The sequence below is a fragment of the Streptomyces sp. NPDC002309 genome, from assembly GCF_053593375.1.
Window position 1 is genome coordinate 7,462 of the sequence record NZ_JBSFCI010000060.1, and the last position, 24,707, is coordinate 32,168.

Below are 24,707 nucleotides of genomic sequence, written 5' to 3' on the forward strand. Positions count from 1 at the left end.
GGATCGTTCACGACCGGATGTTCCGCTCCGCCCGCGCGACGAGCCCTTCCAGCGCCCTGAACCAGGTCTCGGCCAGGTCCTGGACCGTCTCGCGCGGCAGCAGTCCTTCCAGGTAGGACCAGTGGGCGGCCAGTACCGGCCCGTCCGCCCGGTCCTCGGTGACGACGTTGATGCTCAGCGCGTGGCCTTCGCGCATGGCGCCCTCGGGGCCGATGTCGGCCGCGTCCTCCTCGGGCGCGTACGACCAGTCCGTCTCCTCGGGGATGCCGAACCGCCCGAGGTAGTTGAACTCGATGCGGGCCGCCTCGCGGCTCGCGAGCACCTCACGGGTGCGGGGGTTGAGGTGCCGCAGCATGCCGTGCCCGACTCCGTCGGCGGGCAGCGCCGCCAGGTGCGCGCGCACCCGCCGCACGGCCTCCTCCGCCGCCGGGCCGCCCGCGAAGGCGTCGGCCGGGTCCGCCGGGCCCGGGTCGAGCCGCACCGGGAAGACGCTGGTGAACCAGCCGACCGTACGGGAGAGGTCGATGTCGTCGCCGCCGAGTTCCTCGGTGCGGCCGTGGCCTTCGAGGTCGACCAGGACGGAGGTGTCGCTCCCGCCGTGCCGTCGCCGCCAGTCGGCGAAGGCCAGCGCGAGACCGGCGAGCAGCACGTCGTTGACGCCGGCACCGAAGGCGGCGGGCACCGTGGACAGCAGCGGGCCGGTGTGCTCGGCGGGCATCCGCAGGACGACCTCCCGCTGGGTGGCGGTCGTGTCGCGCTCCGGGTCCAGTTCCCGGGTGAGCGGGAAGGGTTCCGTGCCGCCGTCCAGGACGGCCGTCCACACGGGCAGTTCCGCCTCCCTGGCCGGGTCCTGTGCCAGTTCGGTCAGCAGCCGCGACCAGCGCGCGAAGGACGTCTCGACGGGGGTGAGCCGCGCCGGCCGCCCGGCGGCGACGTGCTGCCAGGCCGCGGCCAGGTCGGGCAGGAGCACCCGCCAGGACACGCCGTCCACGACCAGGTGGTGGGCCATCAGCAGCAGTCGTCCGGGCGCGTCGCCCGCGTCGAACCACACCGCTCTGAGCACCGCGCCCGCGTCCGGGTCGAGCAGCGCCCGCGCCGCGTGCGTCTCGTCCCGTACGGTCGCGGCGAGGGTCTCGGCGTCCTGGCCCGCCACGTCCACGCGGTCGATCCATCCGGCGGCGTCGACCGCCCCGGCGGGCGGCACGTGCAGCGACCAGTCCTCGACGGCGTCCCGCGAGGGCCGCATCAGGGTGGCCCGCAGCAGGTCGTGCCGGTCGGCCAGCGCCTGGAGGACGGCGGTCAGGCCGGGCAGGTCCAGGTCCGCCGGGGTGCGCACGAGCGCCGCCTGGTGGTAGGTGGCGAACGGGCCGCCCAGTTCGCGCAGCCAGTGCATCACCGGGGTGAGCGGCACGGTCCCGGTGCCGTCGTCCACCGGGCGGGAGCCGGTCTCGCCCGCGGCCTCGGCGACCGCGCTCAGCCCGGCGACCGTGCGGTGCCGGAAGACCAGCCGGGGGCTGATGCGGATACCTGCCGCGCGGGCGCGGCCGACGAGCTGCATCGCGACGATGCTGTCGCCGCCGAGGGCGAAGAAGTCGTCGTCCACACCGACCTGTTCCAGCCCCAGCACCTCGCCGACGACCGTGCAGAGCAGCTCCTCCACGGGGGTGGCGGGTGCCCGTCCGGAGGAGAGCGCGGAGAAGTCCGGCGCGGGCAGCGCGGCGCGGTCGAGCTTGCCGTTCGCCAGCTGCGGGAACCGCTCCAGGACGACCACCGCCGCCGGGACCATGTGGTCCGGGAGCAGGGCGGCGACATGGCCGCGCAGTGCCCCCGGGTCCGGGGCGGTGCCCGGGGCCGGGATCACATGGGCGACGAGCAGCTTGCGCGGGCCTTCCTGACGTACCGTCACCAGTGCCTGCGCGACGGCCGGGTGTCCGGTCAGCGTGGCCTCGATCTCGGCCGGTTCGATGCGGAAGCCGCGGATCTTGACCTGGTCGTCGGCGCGGCCGAGGTAGTCGAGGCGCCCGTCGGGCGTCCAGCGGGCCAGGTCGCCGGTGCGGTACAGCCGCCCGCCCGGCGCGCCGAAGGGATCGGCCACGAAGCGCTCGGCCGTGAGCCCCGGCGCGCCCAGGTAGCCCCGGGCGAGACCGCCGCCCGCCAGGTACAGCTCGCCCGTGACGCCGGGCGGCACCGGCTGGAGCAGCCCGTCCAGGACATAGGCGCGGGTGCCGGCCACCGGCCTTCCGACGAGCGGGCGTTCGCTGTCGCGGACCCGGGCGACCAGGGCGTCCACGGTGGACTCCGTCGGCCCGTAGAGGTTGAACGCCTCGGTGCCGCGCAGCGTGGCGAGCCGCTGCCACAGCGCCCCCGGTACGGCCTCGCCGCCGACCCCGACGACGGCGAGGGGGCAGTCGTCACCGCTCAGCAGACCGCTGTCGGCCATCTGCGCGAAGAACGACGGGGTGACCTCCAGGAAGTCGAAGCGGTGCTCGGCGACGGCCGCCGCGAGCAGTTCGGGGTCGCGTCGGACCTCCTCGGACACCACGTGCACGCAGTGCCCGTCGAGCAGCCACAGCTGGGGCTGCCAGGAGGCGTCGAAGAAGAAGGACCAGGCGTGGCCCGCGCGCAGGTGCCGCCGCCCGGTGGCCTCGGCGGCCGGCCGGTGAAGGGTCTCGCGGTGGCTGTGGAAGAGGTGCCCGAGGGTCTCGTGGGTGACCACGACCCCCTTCGGGCGGCCCGTCGAGCCGGAGGTGTAGATGACGTACGCCGGGTGGCGGGGCGTCAGCGGGGCCGACCGGTCGGCGTCCGTGAGGGCGCCCGGGTCCTGCACCGCGATCCGCTCGGCCGTGCCGGGCTCGTCGAGGACGAGGGACTCGGTGCCGGGTGGCAGTGCGCCGGCCAGGGCGCGGGTGGTGAGGGTCAGCACCGGGCGGGCGTCGGCGAGCACGTCGGCCGTGCGTTCGCGGGGCGCGTCCGGGTCGAGCGGCAGATACGCCGCTCCCGCCTTGTGCACGGCGAGCACGGCCGCCAGGAAGTGCGCGGTGCGCGGCAGCGCGAGGGCGACGTACCGTTCGGGGCCCGCGCCGTGCCCGACCAGGAGGCGGGCCAGCCGGTTGGCCGCCGCGTCGAGTTCGGTGAAGCTGAGCTCGACGCCGTCGGAGGCCGCGGCGGGCCGGTCCGGGTACCGGCGCACCGTTTCCTCGAACAGCGCGGGCACGGTGGTCGGCGCGGCGGCGAGGGGGCGGCTGTTCCAGCCGGCGCGCAGCCGTGTCTCCTCCTCGGCGTCCAGGACGCCGACGCGTCCGAGCGGGACGTCCGGGTCCGCGGTGACGGCCCGCAGGACGCGCCGCAGGCGGTCCGCGAAGGACTGCGCGGTGGCGTGGTCGAAGAGTTCGGCGCTGTACTCCAGCACGCCGTCGACCCCGCGGCCGTCGGCGCGCTCCACGAAGTCGAAGGACAGGTCGAACTTGGCGGTCGTCTGTGCCACGTCGTCGCGGAGGGCCCGCAGTCCGGGCAGCGGCCCGGCGTCGTCCCCGCCGGACGCGAGGTACACGACCATCACCTGGAACAGGGGGTGCCGGGCCAGGGAGCGTGCGGGGTTGAGCGCCTCGACCAGTCGCTCGAAGGGGACGTCCTGGTGGTCGAAGGCGGCGAGGTCGGTCTCCCGTACCCGGCCGAGGAGTTCCCGGAAGGTGGGGTCCCCGGAGGTGTCGGTGCGCAGCACCAGGGTGTTGAGGAAGAACCCGACCAGGTCCTCCAGGGCCGCGTCGGTACGGCCGGAGATGGGGCTGCCGAGGGGGATGTCGTGGCCCGCGCCGAGGCGGGTGAGCAGGGTGGCCACGGCGGCCTGGAGCACCATGAACACGCTGACGCCGTTGTCGCGTGCCAACCGGTGCAGGTCCGCCGCCAGTTCGGCGTCGAGCGACAGGTCGGCGGCGCCGCCCCGGTAGCTCGCCTCCAGGGGGCGGGGCCGGTCGACGGGCAGCGCCAGTTCCTCGGGCAGCCCGTCGAGCGCCTCGCGCCAGTGGGCGACCTGCCGCGCGGCGAGGCTGCGCGGGTCCTTCTCGTCGCCGAGGACGTCACGCTGCCACAGCGTGTAGTCGGCGTACTGGACCGGCAGCGGCTCCCACTCGGGGGCCCGCCCGGCCGCACGGGCCGCGTAGGCGGCTCCCAGGTCCCGGCTGAGCGGGGCCTCCGACCACTCGTCGCCGGCGATGTGGTGCAGCAGGAGCAGCAGGGTCCACTCCTGTGCGCCGGTGCGGAACACATGGACGCGCAGGGGCGGTTCGCTCTCCAGCCGGAAGCCGTACGCCCCGGCCCGCTCCAGTCGCCCGGGCAGCAGGACGGCGTCGGTGTCCACCACCTCGAAGGGGATGCGCACGTCAGCGGCGTCGAGCACGTGCTGGAAGGCTCGGCCCTGCTCGTCGGGGAAGACCGTGCGCAGCGTCTCGTGCCGTGCCACCAGGTCGTGCACGGCGGCGCGCAGTGCCTCGACGTCCAGAGCGCCGGTCAGCCGCCAGGCGGTGGGGATGTTGTACGTCGCGGAGGGGCCCTCCACCTGGTACAGCACCCACAGCCGCTGCTGGGCGGAGGAGAGGGGAAGCCGTTCGGGGCGCGGGCGGACCGTCAGGGCGGAGCGGGCGGCGTCCTGTTCGTCCGAGACGCGTTCCGCGAGCCGGGCCACGGTGGGCGCGTCGAATACCGTGCGCAGGGACACCTCGGTGCCGAGCGCGGCGCGGATCCGGGCGGTCAGCCGCATGGCCAGCAGCGAGTGGCCGCCCAGGGCGAAGAAGTCGTCGTCGACGCCGACCTCGGGAAGGTCGAGCACCGCCGCGAACGCCTCGCAGAGCAGTTCCTCGCGGGCGGTGCGCGGCCTGCGTCCCGAGCCGGTCGCGGCGAGGTCCGGCGCGGGCAGCGCCTTCTCGTCGAGCTTGCCGGAGACCGTGCGCGGCAGCGCGGCGACGGTGACGAAGGCCGTCGGGACCATGTGCGCGGGCAGGGCGGCGGCGATGCGGGCGCGCAGGTCCGCCGGGTCAGGCTCACGGCCGTCGGCGGCGAGGACGTACGCCACCAGTCTGCGCACGCCCGGGGTGTCCTCCCGCACGACGACGGCGGCGCTCGCCACGTCCGGGTGCCCGGTGAGCAGCGCCTCGATCTCGCCGAGTTCGATGCGGAAGCCGCGCAGCTTGACCTGGCTGTCGGCGCGGCCCTGGAACTCCAGCGTGCCGTCCCGGTGGCGCCGGGCGAGGTCGCCGGTGCGGTACATGCGGCTGCCCGGCGCCCCGAAGGGGTCGGCGGTGAAGCGTTCGGCGGTCATGCCGGGCCGGTTGAGGTAGCCGCGAGCCAGTCCCTCGCCGGCGAGGTACAGCTCACCGGTGACGCCCGCGGGGACGGGCCGCAGGGCCCGGTCGAGGACGTGGGCGCGGATGTTGCCGACGGGTGCGGCCCAGGGGCCGGACGCGTCGTGGTGCCGGCCGTAGGCGTCTACCGCGCACTCGGTCGGTCCGTACATGTCGTGGACCTGGACGTCCGGCAGCGCGCACAGCCGTTGCCAGAGCGCGGCGGGGATCGCCTCGCCGCCCACCGTGATCACTGCCGGGACATGGCCGCCGGGGGCGAGGAAGCCGTGGTGGATCAGCTCGCGCAGATAGGTCGGGGTGACGTCGAGGTAGTCGATCCGCTCCCGGTCCACATAGGCCAGCAGCGCGGCCGGGTCGGCCATGGTGGCCTCGTCGGTCACATGCAGCTCATGACCGGCGAGCAGCCAGATCAGGGGTTCCCAGCTGCCGTCGAAGCTGAACGAGGCGGCGTGCGCGGCCCGCAGTGCGTCGCGGCCGGCGGCCCGCGCGGCGGGTGTGACGATGTCGTCGCACTGCACGGCGAAGAGGTTGCCCAGTCCGCGGTGGGTGCCGACGACGCCCTTGGGCCGGCCGGTGGAGCCGGAGGTGAAGATGACGTACGCGGCGCCGGACGGGACGGGTGACGCGGTGGCCGGGGCCTCGCCGTCCGTGGGCGCGTCGGCCTCGTCGAGCAGCACCGGCACGCAGTCGTGCGGCAGTCGCGGCGCCAGGTCGGCCGTCGTGAGGACGCACAGGGACGCGGTGTCCCGCAGCATGAACTCCAGCCGCTCGGCGGGGTACTCGGGGTCCAGCGGCAGGTAGGCGGCCCCTGTCCTCAGGACGCCGAGCAGGGCCGGGACCATCAGCTGCCGGGGCAGGGCCAGTCCGACGACCGTCTCGGGGCCGGCGCCCCGGCGCAGCAGCAGCCGGGCCACCGCGTCGACCCGCTCGGCCAGTTCCCGGAAGCTGAGCCGTTCGTCGCCGGTGACGAGCGCCGGGGCGTCGGGCCGGGCCCGGACGACCTCGTCGAGGATCTCCGGGATCGAGCGGGCCTCCAGCGGCCTGGTGGTGTCGTTCCAGACCGTGGCGGCCGCCGTCTCCTCGTCGGCCGTCAGGACGGTCAGCGAGCCCACCGGGCGGGCGGGGTCGGACGCGACCTGCTCCAGCAGGCCGACCAGCCGCGCGACGAGCCGGGCGGCGGTCTCCGCGTCGGTGAGGTCGGTGGCGTACTCCAGGAGCAGCGCCATGTCGTGTCCGGGACCGTGGTCGACGAACGTGAAGTCCAGGTCGAACTTGGCCATGCCGGTGTCCATCTCGGACCACTCGGTGGGCAGGCCGAACAGGTCGGGGTCGCCGTCGGGCCGGTGGTGGTAGCCGAGCATCACCTGGAACAGCGGGTTGCGGTCGGCGACGCGGGCGGGGTTGACGGCCTCGACCACACGGTCGAACGGCACGTCCTGGTGCTCGAAGGCGGCGAGCGCGGCCTCCTTCACCCGGCCGAGGAGTTCGGTGAAGGTCGGGGCGCCGGTCAGGTCGGTGCGCAGGACGAGCGTGTTGACGAAGAAGCCCACCAGTTCGTCCACCGCGCTGTCGGTGCGCCCCGCGATCGGGGCGCCGAGCGGGATGTCGTCCCCGGCGCCGAGCCGGTGCAGCAGGGCCGCGGTCGCCGCCTGGAACAGCATGAACATGCTGACCTGGTGGCCGGCGGCCAGCTCCCGCAGTGCCGCCGCCGTGGCGGCCGGCAGGTCCAGGCGCACGACCGCGCCCCGGCCGGTGGTCCGGGCCGCGCCGGGGCGGTCCAGCGGCAGCGGGATCTCCTCGGGCAGGTCGCGCAGGATGCGCGACCAGTAGGCGAGTTGCTCGTCGCCGACCTCGGCGAGCAGTCGTTCCTGCCAGAGCGTGTAGTCGGCGTACTGCACCGGCAGGGGCGCCCGCTCGGGCAGCTCGCCTGCGGCGCGGGCCGCGTAGGCGCGGTTCAGGTCGGCCAGGAACGGCCGGTCCGACCACTCGTCGGTGGTGATGTGGTGCAGCACGATCGCGACCACGTGGTCCTCGGCGCCGAGCCGCATGACCTCGGCCCGGACGGGGAGTTCGGCGCCCAGGTCGAAGGGACGGCGCTGGGCAGCCTCGATCCGTGCGGCGAGGTCCTCCTCGGCGCAGTCGGTGACCCGCACCTCGGGCTCGGCCGTGCCGGGCGGCACGATCCACTGATGCGGCTCGCCGTCCTCCGCCACGAACCGAGTGCGCAGCGTCTCATGGCGATCCGTCACATCACACAGCGCGGCCCGCAGGGCGTCGGCGTCGAGCGCTCCGCGTACCCGGACGACCAGCGGGAAGTTGTAGGCGACGCCGCCGCCGGTGATCCGCTCCACCAACCACAGCCGCCGCTGGGCCGCCGACAGCGGTATGCGTGCGGGCCGTTCGGCGGGGGGTACGGCCTTCAGCACCGGCCGGGCGGGCCGGCCCGCCTCCGCGCGCAGCGCCAGCGCCTCGGGGGTCGGGGCCTCGAACAGGTCCCGGATCGCCAGTTCCGCGCCCAGCTCGGTGCGGGCCCGGCTGATCAGCCGGGTGGCCAGCAGCGAATGGCCGCCCAGGTCGAAGAAGTTGTCCTCGGCGCCGGTGCGCGGCAGCCCCAGCACCTCGGCGAACAGACGGCACAGCACCTCCTCGACGGGGGTGCGCGGCCCGCGGCCCTCCGACAGGGCCACCGCGGGCTCGGCGTCCGGCAGTGCCCGCACGTCGAGCTTGCCGTTGTCGTTCATCGGCAGCCGCGGCAGGACCACGAAGGCGGCCGGGACCATGTAGCCGGGCAGCCGCTGCCCCAGCTCCTCGCGCAGCCGGCGGACGAGCGAGCCGTTGCCGCGGGTGGCGGTCGGGGTGTTGGCGTAGGGGACGGCGCCCCGGTCCTGGCGGGGGCGGTGCAGTCCCGAGGTGCGCCGGGGGTCGGTGCCGTGGACGAACACCGCTTCGAAGTGGCCCGGTTCGTCCGACCAGGTGGTCAGGACCCGGTAACCGCGCGACTCCCCCAGCCGGCGAAGCCGCTCGGGCTCCTCGCCCTCGGGGACGGGAACGGGCCGTCCGGCCTCCGTCGCCCGCGTCGCCGCGAGGTCGTCCGCCGTGCGTGCGTCGGGTATCCGGCGGACCCTGAGCAGCTCCGCGCCGTCCAGGCGGGCGACGAGGTCACCCGTCCCCGCCCAGTCCAGCACGGGGGCGTCGTCGACCGGCAGGGCGTCCTCACCCTCGTACAGCACCACGTCGTAGCGGTAGCGGGTCAGTTCGTCGTGGTGCCGTCCGGCCTTGGTGCGCAGTTCGACGCCGAGGCCGAGGGTGCTGAACCAGTCGGGGTCGACGAGGAGTTCCTTCTCCAGCGCGAGGCCGCGGTCCACCGCCCGGCGCAGCGACTCCGGGTCGGTGTCCGCGCCCGCGCCCGCGCGGGCGAGCTGGATGCCCGTCTGGAACACCCGCGCCTGCCGCAGGTCGCGCACGTCGCCGAGGAACAGGGCGCCGCCCGGGGCGAGCAGGCGCATGGCGCCCCGGATCACCTTGTGCAGGTGGTCCAGGCTCGGGAAGTACTGCACGACGGAGTTGATGACGACCGTGTCGAAGAACCCGGCCGGCAGGCCCTCGGTCACCTCGGCCGCCTGGCAGCGCAGTTCGACCTTGCGGGCCAGTTCGGGATCGGCCCTCAGGTCCTCGCCGATCTTGCGGATCACGGGCTCCGCGAAATCCGTCGCCCAGTAGGACTCCGCGTCCGGGGCGAGCCGCGACAGCAGCAGACCCGAGCCGACGCCGATCTCCAGGATCCGCCGTGGCCGCAGCTCGCGGATGCGCTCGACGGTGGCCTCGCGCCACTCGCGCATGTGCTCCACGGGGATGGGGGCGCCGTCGTAGGAGCTGTCCCAGCCCGCGAAGTCCTCGGTGAAGACGGCCGTGCCGATCTCGCTGTACTCGGCGGAGTAGATCTCCCGCCACTCCCCGATCTGGTCCCGCTCGGCCGTGCGCAGCGCCTCGGCGTCGGGTTCCGCCGGGACGACGTAGCCCACCAGCCGCTTGGTGCCGGGGACGCTCGTGTCGTCGCGGGCGACGACGGCCGCCTGGGACACCTCGGGGTGCTGGGCGAGCGCGTTCTCTATCTCGCCCAGCTCCACCCGGTACCCGCGGATCTTGACCTGGTCGTCGGTGCGGCCGAGGAAGTCGAGGTTGCCGTCGGGGCCGCGCCGCACCAGGTCGCCGGTGCGGTACATCCGCTCGCCCGGCAGCCCGTACGGGTCGGCCGCGAACCGCTCGGCCGTGAGTCCCGGGCGGTCGAGGTAGCCGCGGGCCAGGCCCACGCCGGCGATGTACAGCTCGCCCGGTACGCCGTCCGGCACCGGTCGCAGCCAGGCGTCGAGGACGCGGGCGCGCGTCGCGCGGATCGGCCGCCCCACGGTGGGGGTGGCGCTGTCGTGGGTGCCGCCGCCGAGGGTGTTGATCGTGTACTCGGTGGGCCCGTACAGATTGTAGCCGTACGTCCCCTCGGTGTCCCGCAGGGTGTTCCACACCGTCTCGGTGACCGCCTCGCCGCCGAGCAGCACCAGCGGCGGCCGGTGCCCCTCCAGCAGGCCCTCCTCGATGAGGAGATGGGCGTAGGTGGGCGTCACGTTCACCACGTCGACGCGGTGCTCCTCGCAGTACGCCACCAGCGCGGTGGCGTCACGGCGCAGTTCCTCGTCGCAGACGTGCACCTCGTGGCCCTCGACGAGCCACAGCAGCTCCTCCCAGGACATGTCGAACGCGAAGGACACGGTGTGCGCGATGCGCAGCCGCCGTCCGCCCGCCGAGGCGATCGCCGGGGCGAAGATCTCCTTCTGGTGGTTGAGCTGCATGTTCGTCAGGCCGACGTAGGGCGTGACCACGCCCTTGGGGCGGCCGGTGGAGCCGGACGTATAGATCACGTAGGCGGGGTGGTCGAGGCTGAAGGTGACGTCCACGGCGCCGGCGGGCAGCCCCGCGAGCTCGCTCGCCACGTCCGGGGCGTCGAGCAGGACGCGCGGGGTGTCGCCCGTCAGCGTCCGTGACACCGCCCCGGTCGACAGCAGGAGCAGCGGGCGGGCGTCGGCCAGCATCAGCGACAGCCGCTCGGCCGGGTGGTCGAGCTCCAGCGGCAGGTACGCGGCCCCGGTGCGCAGCACCGCGAACAGCGCCACCACCATGTCGATCGACCGGGGCAGGCCGAGCGCGACGACCTTCTCGGGTCCGGCGCCGCGCGCGAGGAGCAGCCGGGCCATCCGGTTGCAGCGGGCGTCGAGTTCGGCGTACGTGAGGGTCTGCGCGCCGAAGACGAGGGCCGTCGCGTCGGGGGTGCGGGCGGCCTGGGCGGCCAGCATGTCCGCGACGGTCTCGTGCGGCACCGGCTGCCGGTTCTCGGCCTCCTCACGGGCCAGCGCGTCGGCCTCGGCGGGCAGCAGCGCGTGCAGCGAGCCGACGGGCGCCGACGGGTCGGCCACCAGCAGGCCGGCCAGGAGCACGAACCGGTCCAGCAGGCGCCGCGCGTACGCCTCGTCCAGCAGGTCCGGACGGTAGGCGAGGGCGACCCGGACCCGCTCGCCCGGGGTGACGACCAGGTTGGCCGGGTAGTGGGTGGCGTCCACGTTGGCGACGGCGGTCGCGCCGTGGCGTTCGCGCAGCTCGGCGAGCCGCTCGTCGGTGTCGGCGTTGCGCAGCACGAACAGCGTGTCGAACAGGCGCCGGTGGCCCGTCTCGGCCTGGAGGACGCCGAGGCCCAGGTACTCGTACGGCATCAGCGCGAGGCGCTCGCCCTGGACGCGGCGCAGCAGGTCGAGGACCGGCTCGCGCGGGTCGAACGCGAGACGGGCCGGGACGGTGTTGAGGAACATGCCGATGACGTTCTCGACGTCCGGGACCTCGCTGGGGCGTCCGGCGACGGTCGTGCCGAACGCGACGTCCGTGCGGCCGGTGACGGTCGCCAGGGCCAGGCCCCAGGCCGCGTTGAGGACCGTGTTCGGGGTGAGGCCGTGCCCGCGGGTGGTGTCACGCAGCCGTTCGGCCACCTCGGGGGCGAGGACGGTGTCGAGCTGCTCGGGGATGACCGGCTCCAGGCCCCGGTCCGAGACCGTGGGTGCCAGCAGCGTGGGCTCCTCGAACCCGGCCAGGGCGGTGCGCCAGGCGCGGGTGGCCTGCGCGTCGTCCTGGTGCTCCAGCCAGGTCAGGTAGTCGCGGTACGAGCCGGGCCGGTCGAGGCCCTCGGGGTCCGCGCCGTTCTCGTACAGGGCGAACAGCTGGTCCAGGAACAGCCAGGCCGACCAGCCGTCCCACAGGATCAGATGGCGTCCGATCACCAGGCGGTCGCCTCGGCCCTCCCCGAGCCGCACGAGCAGCATGCGGAACAGCAGCGGGCTGGTGAGGTCGAAGCGGCGGGAGCGCTCCTCTTCCATCAACTCCCGCATCCGGGCGTCCTGTTCGGCCGTCTCCAGTCCGGTCAGGTCGACCTCGGTGAGCGGTATCTCGGCGTCCCGCACGATGAACTGCACCGGCTGGGACAGGCCCTCGCTGGTGAAGCCGGCGCGCAGGCCGGGGTTGCGGGCGAGCAGGGTGCGGGTGGCCGCCACCAGCCGGTCCGTGTCGACCCGTTCGGCGAGGTCGAAGGACTCGTGGACGGTGTAGACGTCCAGGACCCCGTCGTCGTAGGTGGAGTGGAAGAACAGGCCCTCCTGGAGCGGCGCGAGCGGCCACACGTCCTCGACGCGGCCGGGGGCGAGCCGTTCTACGCGGGCGCGTTCCTCCGCGGTGAGGACGAACGCGGAAGCCGTCCCGGCAGGTTCGGCGGGGCGCTCCTCCACCGTGGCCGCCGCGGCGAGGGCCGCCGGGGTGCGGTGCTCGAAGACGTCGCGCGGGCCGATGGCCAGACCCGCGCGACGGGCGCGGCTGGACACGGCGATGGAGGTGATGCTGTCACCGCCGAGCAGGAAGAAGTCGTCGTCCACCCCGGCGTCGGGGAGCTTCAGCACGGCCGCGAAGATCTCCGTGAGGAGCTGCTCGCGCGGATCGCGGGGCGCGCGGGCCACGGCCCGTACGGCCCGCGGGGCGGGCAGCGCGGCCCGGTCCAGCTTGCCGCTCGGGGTCAACGGGAGCGCGTCGAGCAGGACGTAGGCGCCGGGGACCATCGGGGCGGGGAGGGCGCCGGACAGCGCCTCACGCAGCGCCGTGGCGTCGGCGTGGGCGCCGGCCGCCGGCACGACGTAGGCGACGAGCGCGTCGTCCCGTACCGTCACGGCCGCCTGCGCCACCTCGGGCAGGCTCGCCAGCGCGGCCTCGATCTCGCCGGGTTCGACGCGGTTGCCGCGCAGCTTGACCTGCCGGTCGGTGCGGCCCAGGTACTCGACCACGCCGTCCGCGCGGCGCCGTACCAGGTCGCCGGTGCGGTACATCCGGGTGCCGGGCGGGCCGTAGGGGTCGGCCGTGAACCGTTCGGCGGTCAGCGCCGGGCGGCCGTGGTAGCCGCGCGCCAGCTGCGCGCCCGTCAGGTACAGCTCACCCGGGACCCCGTCGGGCACCGGCCGCAGGCACGGGTCGAGCACGCGCAGGCCGGTGTTCCACACCGGCCGCCCGATGGGCACGGTCGTGCCGGTGTCGCCGTCGCAGGGGTGGTGGGTGACGTCGACGGCGGCCTCGGTCGGGCCGTACAGGTTGTGCAGCGGTACGCCGGTCAGCTCGAGCCAGCGGCTCGCGGCGGCCGTCGGCAGCGCCTCGCCGCTGCTCAGCACGCAGCGCAGGGACGCCGCCCAGGCGGGGTCGGCGGTGACGTCGTCGGACTGGAGGAACGCCTCCAGCATCGACGGCACGAAGTGCATCGTGGTGACGGACCGCTCGCGGACGAGCGCCGCCAGATATGCCGGGTCGCGGTGGCCGTCGGGCCGGGCGAGGACCACGGCCGCGCCTTCGAGGAGCGGCCAGAAGAACTCCCACACGGACACGTCGAAGCTGGACGGGGTCTTCTGGAGCACCCGGTCGTCGGCGCGCAGCCCGTAGGCGGCCTGCATCCAGGCGAGCCGGTTGACGATGGCGCGGTGGGTGACGACCACGCCCTTGGGCAGGCCGGTCGAGCCGGAGGTGTAGATGAGGTAGGCGGGATCGCCGGGGCGGGCCGGGGGCCCGGTGACGGGTTCGGCGTCCGTCTCGGGGGCGTCGAGCAGCACGGCCGAGGGGGCCTGCCGGGGCAGCCGGCCGGCCGACGCGGACAGCGTGACCAGCGTCGTCGCGCCGGAGTCGGCGAGCATGTGGGCCACCCGGTCGGCCGGGTAGTCGAGGTCGACCGGCAGGTAGGCGGCGCCCGACTTGAGCACGCCGATCAGGGCGACCATCAGCTCCACGGACCGCGGGACCGCGACCGCGACGAACGCGCCGGGACCCGCGCCGCGACGGCGCAGCCGGGCCGCCAGCGCCTCGGCGCGGGCGTCGAGTTCGGCGTACGTCAGCCGCTCGTCCTCGAACAGGACGGCGGTCACGTCGGGGGTGCGGGTGGCCTGCGCCGCGAACGCCTCGGCCAGGGTGGTGTCCGGGACGGGGTGTTCCTCGCCCGCCGGGTGGGCGCGCAATGCCTCGTCGGGCGACAGCAGTTCGACGGAGGCGGCGGGGAGTTCCGGGTCCTCGGCGATCGCCTCCAGGATGCGGGCGAGCCGGTCGCCGAGCGCGCGGACGGCGTCGGCGTCCAGCCGTTCCGTGTGATGCTTGAGCCGCAGGTCGAGCCGGCGGCCGGGCTTGACGACGAGGGCCAGCGGATAGTGGACGGCGTCGTGGAACGCGTCGCCGGTGATCCGGATGCCGCCCGAGGAGTCCCGCAGGTCCGTCTCGGCGGGGTAGTTCTCGAACACCACGAGGGTGTCGAAGAGTTCGCCCCCGCCCGCGTGCCCGGCCAGCCGCTGGATCTCGGCGAGGCCCAGGTGCTGGTGGTCGAGGAGGCGGGCCTGCTCGTCCTGGAGGCGGACCAGCAGCTCGCCGAGCGGCTCGCCCGGCGCCCAGCGGAAGCGGGTCGGCAGGGTGTTGATGAAGAGGCCCACCATGGCGGCGATGCCGTCGACCTCGCTGTCGCGGCCGGAGACGGTGGTGCCGAACACCACGTCGTGCCGGCCGGTCAGTCTGCCCAGCAGCAGTCCCCAGGCGGCCTGGACCACCGTGCCGAGGGTGACGCCGTGGGCGCGGGCCCGCTCGGTGAGGCGCGCGGTGGTCGACTCGGGCAGCTCCACGCGGATGTGCGCGGGCCGCACCGGCGCTCCCGTCCCCGGGGTGTCGACGAGCCGGGTGGGCTCGTCGAGCCCGGCGAGGGCGGTGCGCCAGGCGTCGCCGGCCGCGTCACGGTCCTGCTCGGCGAGGCGGCGCAGGAAGGCGCGGTAGGGGGTGACGTCGGGCAGGGGCGGCGTGTCGTCGCCGTAGCAGGCCATCAGCTCGCGGTGCAGGACGGGCAGCGACCAGCCGTCGGCCACGATGTGGTGGAACGTCAGGACGAGCCGGCAGCGGAGTTCGCCGAGCCGGATCAGGGCGCAGCGCAGCAGCGGCGGCGCGGCCAGGTCGAAGCCACCGGAACGCTCGTCCTCGGCGACCGCGTCGCCCAGCGCCTCGCGGACCTCGCCGTCCTGTGCCGAGAGGTCGATCTCCCGCCACGGCAGCTCGGCGTCCCGGGTGATGATCTGGACGGGGGTGCCGTCGGGGCGCTGGCGGAAGGCGGCGCGCAGCGGCGCGTGCCGGTCCAGGAGGCGCTGCGCGGCGCGGCGCAGGGTGGGGCCGTCGACCGGTCCGGCCAGGTCCAGCACCTGCTGCACCACGTAGGCGTCGCCGTCCGGGCCGCCGCTCAGCGCGTGGAAGAAGAAGCCCTGCTGGAGCGGGGTGAGCGGGAGCAGTTCCGCGACGGGGAGCGGCCGGGTGCCCTGGATCTCGGCGAGTTCGGCCGCGTCGGCCTCCACCAGCGGGTGGTCGGCGGTGTGTTCGCCGGTGCGTTCGACGGCGGCCTTGGCGAGGGCTTCGACGGTGCGGTGGCGGAACACGTCACGGGTGGTGAGCCGGAGGCCCGCCTCCCGTGCCCGGACCAGGAGTTGGATGGCGGTGATGCTGTCGCCGCCGAGGGCGAGGAAGTCGTCCTCGGCCGTGACGGAGTCCAACCCGAGCACTCCGGCGTACAGCCCGCAGAGCAGTCTCTCGCGAACGGTGCGCGGGGGGCGCCCCGAGCTCATCGCGGAACGGTCGGGGACGGGCAGGGCCTTGGCGTCGATCTTGCCGCTGGGGGTGACCGGCAGGGTGTGCAGCGGGACGAACGCGGACGGGACCATGTAGTCGGGCAGCCACTCGGCGGCGTGCGCGCGCAGGCTCCGCATCAGGGCGGTCACGTCGCGGAAGGGGGCGGGGCGGTTGGCGTGCGGGTACGACCCGGCGGTGCGGTAGGACCCGGTCAGCGGGCCGTCGAGACCGAGGAGCACGTCGAACGCGCCGTCGTCGGCGGTGCCGTTCCAGGTGAGGGCCACCCCGTAGCCGTGCTCGGCGGCCAGGCGGTCGACGTCCTCGGGGTCGACGCCGGGCGCCGCCTCCTGGCCGCTGCCCTCCAGCCACCGCAGGTCGGCCAGGTCGTCGGCGAGCCGTGCGTTGGGCACACCGGTGACCCGCAGCCGCCGTGGGCGCTCGGCCAGCAGTCCGGCGAGGCCGGTGAGTCCGCCGGCCGCGGCCCAGTGCACCTCGCGCTCGTCCGGTACGCCGGCCGCGGCACTCGCGGGGCGCAGGACGACGTCGTACCGGTACCGGCTGAGTTCGTTGTGGTGGGCGGCGCGCTTGACGCGGATGTCGCTGTCGAACCCGTCGAGCGCGGCGAAGAAGTCGGGGTCGAGGAGGAGTTCGCCCTCCCAGCGCACCGACTGCTCGACGGCCGTGCGCAGGGCGCTCTTGTCCGCCTCGTCCTGACCCGCCGAGCGCCGGGTCTCGACGGCGGCGCGCAGGGTGCGCAGCAGCCGCAGGTTGCGGACGTCGCCGACGAAGACGCGTCCGCCCGGCGCGAGCAGCCCCGCGACCTTGTGCAGTACGTCCTGGAGATAGTCGGCGCTGGGGAAGTACTGGGCGACGGAGTTGAGGACGACGGTGTCGAACCAGCCGGTGGGCAGTCCCTCGGTGTCGTGCGCGGGCCGGGCGCTCAGCTCGACCTTGGCGGCCAGTTCCGGGTCGGCAGCCAGCTGGGCTCCGAGGGCGTCGATCGCCTGCCGGGACAGGTCGGTGCCCCAGTACGCCTCGCAGTGCGGCGCGATGCGGGACAGGATCAGGCCGCTGCCGACGCCGATCTCCAGCACCCGGCGGGCGGGGCCGAGTCCGCGGATGCGCTCGACGGTCGCGTCCCGCCACTCGCGCATCTCCTCGACGGGGATCGGCCGGCCGTCGTACATGCTGTTCCAGCCCGCGAAGTTCTCGCGGAAGCCGTCGGCGTGCTCGCGGGACCCCTCGGACCCGGCGGCGCCGTAGAGGAGTTCGTGCAGCTGCTTCCACTCCTCGACCTGGGTGTCCCGGTCGGCGTCGCGCGGCCCGTCCAGGGCGGGCACGACGTACGCGGCGAGCCGCCGTTCGCCGGGGCGGTCCTCGCGGGCCACCACGGTGACCTGGTCGACGGCGGGGTGGCCGCGCAGCACGGACTCGATCTCGCCGGGTTCGATGCGGAAGCCGCGGATCTTCACCTGGGCGTCGGCGCGGCCGAGGAACTCCAGCCGTCCGTCGGCCTTCCAGCGGACCAGGTCACCGGTGCGGTAGAGGCGTTCGCCGGGCGCGCCGAAGGGGTCGGCGACGAACCGCTCGGCGGTCAGGTCCGGGCGGCCCAGATAGCCGCGCGCGAGGCCCGCTCCCGCGAGGTAGAGCTCTCCCGTGACACCGGCGGGGACCGGCTGGAGGAAGGCGTCGAGGACGTACGCGCGCGTGCCGGGGTCGGGGACGCCGATCGGCACGATGGAGCCGGCCGGGATGTCCGGATCGCACAGCCCGAGGGTGGAGTTGGTGGTGGCCTCCGTCGGCCCGTACGCGTTGAACATCATCCGTCCGCGCGCGTAGCGGCCCACGAGTTCCGGGGAGACCCGCTCGGTGCCCGCCAGCAGGGTCGCCGCGGGCGGCAGCCGCACGTCCTCGGGCATGGCGTCGAGCAGCGCGGGCGGCAGGATCATGAAGGTGATGCCGTGGGCGTGCGCGTAGTCGGCGAGCGGCGGACCGGGCACCCGCCGTTCGGTGGGTACGACGACCAGCCGGCCGCCGGAGAGCAGGCCGAGGCAGAGATCCCAGAAGGCGACGTCGAAGCTGGGCGAGGCGAACTGGAGCACCCGGCTGTGCGGTCCGATGCCGAAGCGCTCGCTCTGGGTGGCGACGAGTTTCGCGACGCCGCTGTGGGCGAGGACCACGCCCTTGGGGCGGCCCGTCGAGCCCGAGGTGTAGATGACGTAGGCGGCGTTCAGCAGCGAGACGGGTGCGGCAGGGTCATGGGCGGGGCGCCCTGCCAACTCGGCCGCGGTGTCGGGCGCGTCGAGGGCGAGCAGGGTCATGCCGTCGTGCTCGGGCAGCTCCCGCGCGCTCTCCTCGGTCGTCACGACACAGACCGGTGCCGCGTCGCCGAGCATGTACGCGATGCGGTCCACCGGGTAGTCGTGGTCGATCGGCAGATAGGCGGCGCCCGACTTGAGGACGGCGACCTCGGCGACGATCAGGTCGGTGGAGCGCGGCAGGGCCAGCGCGACGATGCGTTCGGGGCCGGCGCCGCGCGCGATCAGGGCGTGGGCGAGACGGTTCGCCCGGGCGTCCAGCTCGGCGTAGGTGAGTTCCTCGTCCTCGAGGACCAGGGCGACGGAGTCGGGACGCTCCCGTACCTGTGCGGCGAACATCGCGGGCCAGGTGAGCGGCGGCACCGTGTGCCCGGTGGCGTTCCAGTCGGCGACGACCTGCCGCGTCTCGTCCGGGCCCATCAGGTCGAGCCGGGCGACCGGGGTCCCGGGCCGGGCCAGCGCGTCGGCGAGCAGGACCCGGTAGTGGCCGAGCAGCCGCTCCACGGTGGCGCCGTCGAACAGGCGGGGGTCGTACGTCACCCGCGCCTCGCCCTCGCGCACCTCCAGCAGCACGTCGACGGGGGCGGGCAGGTCGCCGGCGGGGCGGGCGGCCGTCGCGAACGCCGTGTGGAAGAACAGGCCGCCGCCGCGTGTCGGCCGGGGGCGCAGTTCGTCGACGAGGAGCTCGGCGGGCACCCGGTGGGTCTCCGCCTCCTCCCATGCCTCCGTCACTCGGCGCACGAGTTCCGTGAAGGTGGGCTCGTGGTCGAGGGAGACCCGCACCGGGAGCCCGTCGTGGCCGACGGTGACGTCGGGCGCGCCGCTGTAGCGGTGCAGCAGGGCCGCGAACGCCGCGAGCCGCACGGTGTCCGGGGCGTCGGGTACGTCGGCCAGGGTGCGGGTCTCCCGCAGCGCCGGCGGCTCCGCCGGATGCGGCCGGTCGGTGGGCAGGGACATCTCCAGCGGAAGCGGGGTCAGAATCCGCCGCCAGTACGCCAGAACTTCTTCGGAACCGCACACAGCAGCGTGCCTCCCCAGCCGGTCTGCCCCGGCCCTGGGCCGGGGGTCGGCGACATACTAAGGTAAGGGTTACCTTATTCACAGGGTCGGCGCAGGGTCCACCCAGGGGTGGGATGCCGGGCCGTCTCGCCCTACGCTTGGCTAAGGCAAGCCTCATCAAAGGAAGTTCACGTGGGGACCTCGGCGGTCCGGGCGGCGAAAGGCCCCCGCGCAGTGGCACTGCTCGCGCTCAGCGGCGTGGCGCTCTTCGCGCTGTGCGCCCTCTCCATGGCGTACGGCGCGCTCGCCGTACCCCTCGACCAGGTCTGGGACACGCTCGTCGGTGACGCGCCCAACTCCCGTGTCGAGAACGTGATCTGGTCGGTGCGGCTGCCCCGCACCGCACTGGGCCTCGCCACCGGCGCGGCGCTGGGTCTGTCGGGGGCTCTGATGCAGGCCCTCACCCGCAACCCGCTGGCCGACCCGGGCATCCTGGGCGTCAGCGCGGGCGCCGCCTTCGCCGTCGTGCTGTCCGTCGGTGTCCTGGGCATCGGGACGGTCCACGGCTACATCTGGTTCGCCTTCGCCGGCGCGCTGGTGGCCAGTGTGCTGGTCTACCTCCTGGGCGGGCTGGGCCGTTCCGGATCCACCCCGGTCAAACTGGCCCTGGCCGGCGTGGCCGTGACCTCTCTGCTGTTCTCGCTGACCAGCGCGATCGCACTGACGGACCCGGACGCCCTCAACCGCTACCGCTTCTGGTCCGCGGGCTCGCTCGCCGACCAGAACGACGAAGTCCTCGTGCGCGTCCTGCCGTTCCTGGTGGTCGGGGCGGTTCTCGCCCTCGCCTGCGCGCCCGCGCTGAACAGCCTCGCGCTCGGCGACGACGTCGCCAAGTCGCTCGGGCTGAAGCTGGGCACGGTCCGTGTCTGCGGGGTCGTCGCCGTCACGCTGCTCACCGGTGGAGCGGTCGCCGTGATCGGGCCGGTCGTCTTCGTCGGCCTGGTCGTGCCCCACATCGCGCGCGTCCTCAGCCAGTACGCCGGCATCGGCCCCGACCACCGCTGGCTGCTGCCCCTGTCGGCGGTGCTCGCCCCCTGCCTGCTGCTGGCGGCGGACATCACCGGCCGGCTGATCGCCCGCCCCGTGGAGATCCAGGCCGGCGTCCTGGTCGCCTTCATCGGGGGCCCGTTCTTCATCGCCCTGGTCCGCCGCCGACGTCTCGCGGAGCTCTGAGCCATGGCGTCGCCGCGGAGTCCATGGGCCTCACCGCACCGGGGCGCCGAGCCGGCCCCAGACGAACCCACGCACGAAGGTGTGACCGTATGACGACCGAACTCGCGCCCGGGGCCGGGAGGAAGGACGCGGCGGACCTGACAACGGTCCCCCGCTCACCCGGCCGCGTCTCCTTCCGGCTCGGCTTCCCGCCCGTCTCCGGGGTGCTGCGGCTCCGGCCGGCGGCCGTCTGCCTGGTGCTCGCCGCATGCGCCTTCCTCGCGTTCTCGGTGGAGACCGCGATCGGGGACATCGGCCTTCCGCTCACCGACGTGATGCGGGCCCTGTTCGGCGGCGGCGACCCGGGAACCCGGCTGATCGTCCATGAGTTGCGCCTGCCGCGCGCCCTCGCGGGCCTGCTGGTCGGCATCGCGTTCGGCATCTCGGGCGCCCTGCTCCAGACCATGACGCTCAACCCGCTCGCCAGCCCCGACATGATGGGCATCACCCAGGGCGCCGGCGCGGCGGTCGTGGCCGGCATCGTCCTCGGCTGGGACACGGGCCTGAGCACCCAGGCCCTGGGCCTGCTCGGCGCGTTGACGGCCGCGCTACTGGTGTACGTCCTGGCGTGGAGCCGCGGCACCACCGGCTACCGGATCGTCCTCGTCGGCGTCGGCATCGCCTGGATCTGCACCAGCGTCACCGACTACCTCATGGCGCACGGCAGCCGGTTCCAGGCGCAGGCGGCCCTCGGCTGGCTGGTCGGCAACCTCAACGGCCGCACCTGGGACCAGATCGGCCCGCTCGCGGCGACCATGGCCGTGCTGGTGCCGGCGGCACTGCTGCTGGGACGGCAGACGGGGACCCTGCAACTGGGCGACGACGTGGCCCGGGGACTGGGCACCCGCGTCCAGACGGTCCGGGTGGCCGTGCTGCTCGTCTCCGTCGGCCTGGTGGCCTTCGGCACGGCGACCGCCGGACCGGTCGCGTTCGTGGCGCTCGCCGCGCCCCAGATCGCCCAGCGCCTGTCCGGCACCGCCGTCCCGCCGCCCGTGGCCGCAGGTCTGACGGGCGCCGTGATGGTGCTGGTGTCCGACCTGATCGCCCGGAAGCTGATCCCGGACACGGAACTCCCGGTGGGGATCGTCACGGGCGTCCTGGGCGCCCCCGTACTGCTGTGGCTGCTCGTCCGCGCCAACCGCGCCGGTTCAGGAGGCTGAAGACGTGTCATCGAAGCACGAGGTGTACGAGGGCGCCGGCGAGGGGCCCGACCTGCGCGCCGAGGGCCTGCGGCTGGCGTACGACGACCGGGTGGTCGTCGAGGACCTCGACGTGGTGATCCCCTCCGGCCGGATCACGGCGATCGTCGGCGCGAACGCGTGCGGCAAGTCGACCCTGCTGCGGGCGCTGGCCCGGCTGCTGACCCCGAAGGCGGGTGCCGTCTACCTCGACGGGCGCTCGGTGCACGCGATACCCACCCGCGCCCTGGCGCAGCGGCTCGGCATCCTGCCGCAGACGCCGGTCGCGCCCGAGGGGCTGACCGTCATCGATCTGGTCGGGCGCGGGCGTTCACCGCACCAGACGTGGTGGCGGCAGTGGTCGGCCGCGGACGAGGAGGCGGTGCACGGCGCGCTGCGGGCCACCGCGATGACGGACCTCGCGCACCGGCCCGTCGACGCGCTCTCGGGCGGCCAGCGGCAGCGGGCCTGGATCGCCATGGCGGTCGCCCAGGGCACCCCGGTGATGCTGCTCGACGAGCCGACAACCTATCTGGACCTCGCGCACCAGATCGACGTCCTCGACCTGGTGACCGACCTGAACCGGCATCAGGGACGCACGGTGGTGATGGTGCTGCACGACCTCAACCAGGCGTGCCGGTACGCCGATCACGTCGTCGCGATGAAGTCGGGCCGGGTCGTGGGCGAGGGCGCGCCCGCCGACGTCGTCACCGCCGCGATGGTGGAGGAGGTCTTCGGGCTGCGCTGCGTGGTCGGCGAGGACCCCGTCAGCCGGACGCCGATGGTCATCCCCATGGGACGCCACCACGAGGGCACGGAGGACGCGGCCCCGGTCGCCGTACCGGGCGCGGCCGGCTGACGAGGGGCGGGCCGGTGGCGTCGCCGGCCCGCCCGACGGGTTTCGCTACGGATGCGGCGTCAGATAGCCGCCCATGGTGCGGAAGTAGTCGGTGGCGGCGTGCTCGGTGCCGTCGGCGGTACGCACCCGCCTGACGACCAGGCCGGGCAGCCGTCCGGAGCGCGCCCCGGCGCCGGCGACGACGACCACGCCGTCGCCCTCGCGGATGAAGATCCGCCCCGGAGTGCCCCCGTAGCGGCCCTCGGAGACGGCGGCCGAGACGATCCGGATCCGCTCGCCGCGGTGATGCGTGAAGGCGTTCGGGTACGGGTCGGACTGCGCCCGTACGAACCGCTCCAGGTCCTCGGCCGGCCAGGTCCAGTCGATCCGGCTGTCCTCCAGGGACCGCTTGTGGAAGAAGCTGGAGCGGGACCGGTCCTGCGGCGTCCACACCGCCTTGCCGGAGGCGATGAGGTCCAGGGCGTCGGTCACGATCGGGCCGATCAGGTCGACCGTGCGGTGGAACAGGTCCGTCGCGGTGTCGGTGGCACCGACCGGTACCGCGCGCTGGAGCAGGATGTCGCCCATGTCGAGTTCCGCGTCCATGCGGTGGGCGGTGACCCCGACCTGCTTCTCGCCGTTGATGAGCGCCCAGATCAGCGGGGAGAAGCCCGCATAGGAAGGCAGCAGCGAGTCATGGACGTTGAGCGTGCCGTGCGGTGGCAGCTCGAAGATCTCCGGGGGCAGCCAGGTGCGCCAGTTGTTGGCCACGATGATGTCCGGCTCGGCCTCCTTGAGCGCGCGCAGGAGCTCGTCGTCGCCCGGCCGGTTGCGCAACAGCACGGGCACGCCGTGCTGTTCGGCCAGATCGGCGACCGAATCGCTCCAGATTCGCTCGTACGCGTGATCGCTCTTGGGGTGGGTGACGACGAGGACCACCTCGTGGTCGGAGGCGAGCAGAGCCCGCAGCGTCCGGTGCCCCCACGTCTGATAGCCGAACATGACGACCCGCATATAGGCCTCCTCAGGCATTGCTAGGTAAGGCTAACCTTATCTAGCATGTGCCTGCTTGGGGGAGGCCGTGTTCCAACTTCCGGAACGCCCTCCCCTCTTCATGGGAGGCGATGAAGCGGTGAGAACACTGCAGAGCGAGCCGGATCACGTCCACGACCTTCTGGGCATCGGCTTCGGACCGTCCAACCTCGCCCTGGCGATCGCGCTCCAGGAGCACGGCGCGTCACCGGCCGGAGGAGACGGGATCCGGGCGCTGTTCCTCGAGAAACAGCCTCGATTCGGCTGGCATCGCGGCATGCTCATCGACGACGCGACCATGCAGGTGTCCTTCCTCAAGGACCTGGTCACGATGCGCGACCCCACAAGCGACTTCAGCTTCCTGTGCTACCTGCGCGAGCGCGGGAGGCTGGTCGACTTCCTCAACCAGAAGACGCTCTTCCCGCTGCGTATCGAGTTCCACGACTACTTCGAGTGGGCCGCGAGCCGCGTCGCGCCGCTCGTCGCGTACTCCTCGGAGGTCGTCTCCGTGCGGCCCGTCACCGAGGACGGCGAGGTCCGCTGGTTCGACGTCACCAGCCGCGACCCGGCCGACCCGGAGCGGCTGACGGTCCGCCGGGCCCGCAACGTCTGCGTGGCCACCGGTCTGGAGCCGCGTCTGCCGCCCGGCGCCGAGCGGTCCGGACGGGTGTGGCACACCAGCGAGTTGCTGCCGCGGGTGGACCGGCTCCTGGGCTCCGCGACGCCCGTACGCCGTGCCGTCGTCCTCGGGGCCGGTCAGAGCGCCGCCGAGGCCGTGGACTTCCTCCACCGCTCCTTCCCCGACGCCGAGGTCTGCTCGGTGTTCGCCAAGTACGGCTACACCCCGGCGGACGACAGCCCCTTCGCCAACCGGATCTTCGACCCCGAGGCCGTCGACCTGTACTACGGCGCGCCCCGCGAGGTGAAGCAGGCGCTGTTCGAGTACCACCGCGGCACCAACTACTCCGTGGTCGACATGGAGTTGATCGAGGCGCTGTCCCGGACGATGTACCAGGAGAAGGTCCAGGGCAGGCAACGGCTGCGGATGATGAACGTCTCCCGCATCCGCGAGGTCGAGGCCGGCGCGGACGACGTGAAGGTGACGGTGGAGTTCCTGCCGACCGGCGAGCGGGAGGTCATCGCCTCCGACCTGCTCGTGTACGCGACGGGCTACCAGCCGCAGGGCATCGCCGACAACCTCGGCGAACTGGCCAAGCTCTGCGTGCGCGACGAGGAGGACACTCTCGAAGTCGGCCGCGACCACCGGGTGGTGACGACGTCGAACGTCACCGCCGGCATCTACCTCCAGGGCGGCACCGAGCACACCCACGGCCTCACGTCCACCCTGCTGTCCACCACCGCCGTACGGGCCGGGGAGATCCTCACCTCGCTGCTGGCCCGCCATGGCGCGGATCTCGCGGGGGCGGACCGCGTTCCGGGATAGGTCCCGCACGCGGACGGTCGCGGTGCGGGAGACGGCCCAGCCGTCTCCGCACGACGACCACCG

At 74.0% G+C, this 24,707-nt stretch carries 6 protein-coding genes; 4 read left to right on the top strand and 2 right to left on the bottom strand.

All coding sequences use genetic code 11. The annotated features are described in order from the left end of the window. Positions 1 to 7: 7 nt before the first annotated feature. A complete protein-coding gene (locus ACWCPM_RS32240) occupies positions 8 to 18,901 on the bottom strand; it encodes an amino acid adenylation domain-containing protein (RefSeq protein WP_450979808.1) in 18,894 nt (6,297 codons plus the stop codon). A 171-nt stretch (positions 18,902 to 19,072) separates the two neighbouring features. On the opposite strand from ACWCPM_RS32240, the gene ACWCPM_RS32245 reads away from it, so the two are divergent. The 3 genes from ACWCPM_RS32245 to ACWCPM_RS32255 all read left to right on the top strand — a co-directional run bounded on the left by ACWCPM_RS32245 (position 19,073) and on the right by ACWCPM_RS32255 (position 22,189). Then, positions 19,073 to 20,113, top strand: a complete 1,041-nt coding sequence (locus tag ACWCPM_RS32245; protein ID WP_450979809.1) for a FecCD family ABC transporter permease — start codon at positions 19,073 to 19,075, stop codon at positions 20,111 to 20,113. Positions 20,114 to 20,202: 89 nt separating this feature from the next. Continuing rightward, complete coding sequence (locus ACWCPM_RS32250; RefSeq protein WP_450979810.1) at positions 20,203 to 21,312, top strand: FecCD family ABC transporter permease; 1,110 nt, start codon at positions 20,203 to 20,205, stop codon at positions 21,310 to 21,312. 4 nt (positions 21,313 to 21,316) lie between these two features. Further along, complete coding sequence (locus ACWCPM_RS32255) at positions 21,317 to 22,189, top strand: ABC transporter ATP-binding protein (protein ID WP_450979811.1); 873 nt, start codon at positions 21,317 to 21,319, stop codon at positions 22,187 to 22,189. 45 nt (positions 22,190 to 22,234) lie between these two features. Here ACWCPM_RS32255 and ACWCPM_RS32260 read toward each other — a convergent pair whose 3' ends face one another. Further along, complete coding sequence (locus tag ACWCPM_RS32260) at positions 22,235 to 23,182, bottom strand: methionyl-tRNA formyltransferase (RefSeq protein WP_365443718.1); 948 nt, start codon at positions 23,180 to 23,182, stop codon at positions 22,235 to 22,237. Positions 23,183 to 23,282: 100 nt separating this feature from the next. Between ACWCPM_RS32260 and ACWCPM_RS32265 the strand changes: the two genes are divergently transcribed. Then, entirely contained in the window at positions 23,283 to 24,644 is a 1,362-nt protein-coding gene (locus ACWCPM_RS32265) for a lysine N(6)-hydroxylase/L-ornithine N(5)-oxygenase family protein (RefSeq protein ID WP_450979812.1), read from the top strand. The last annotated feature ends 63 nt before the right edge of the window (positions 24,645 to 24,707 follow it).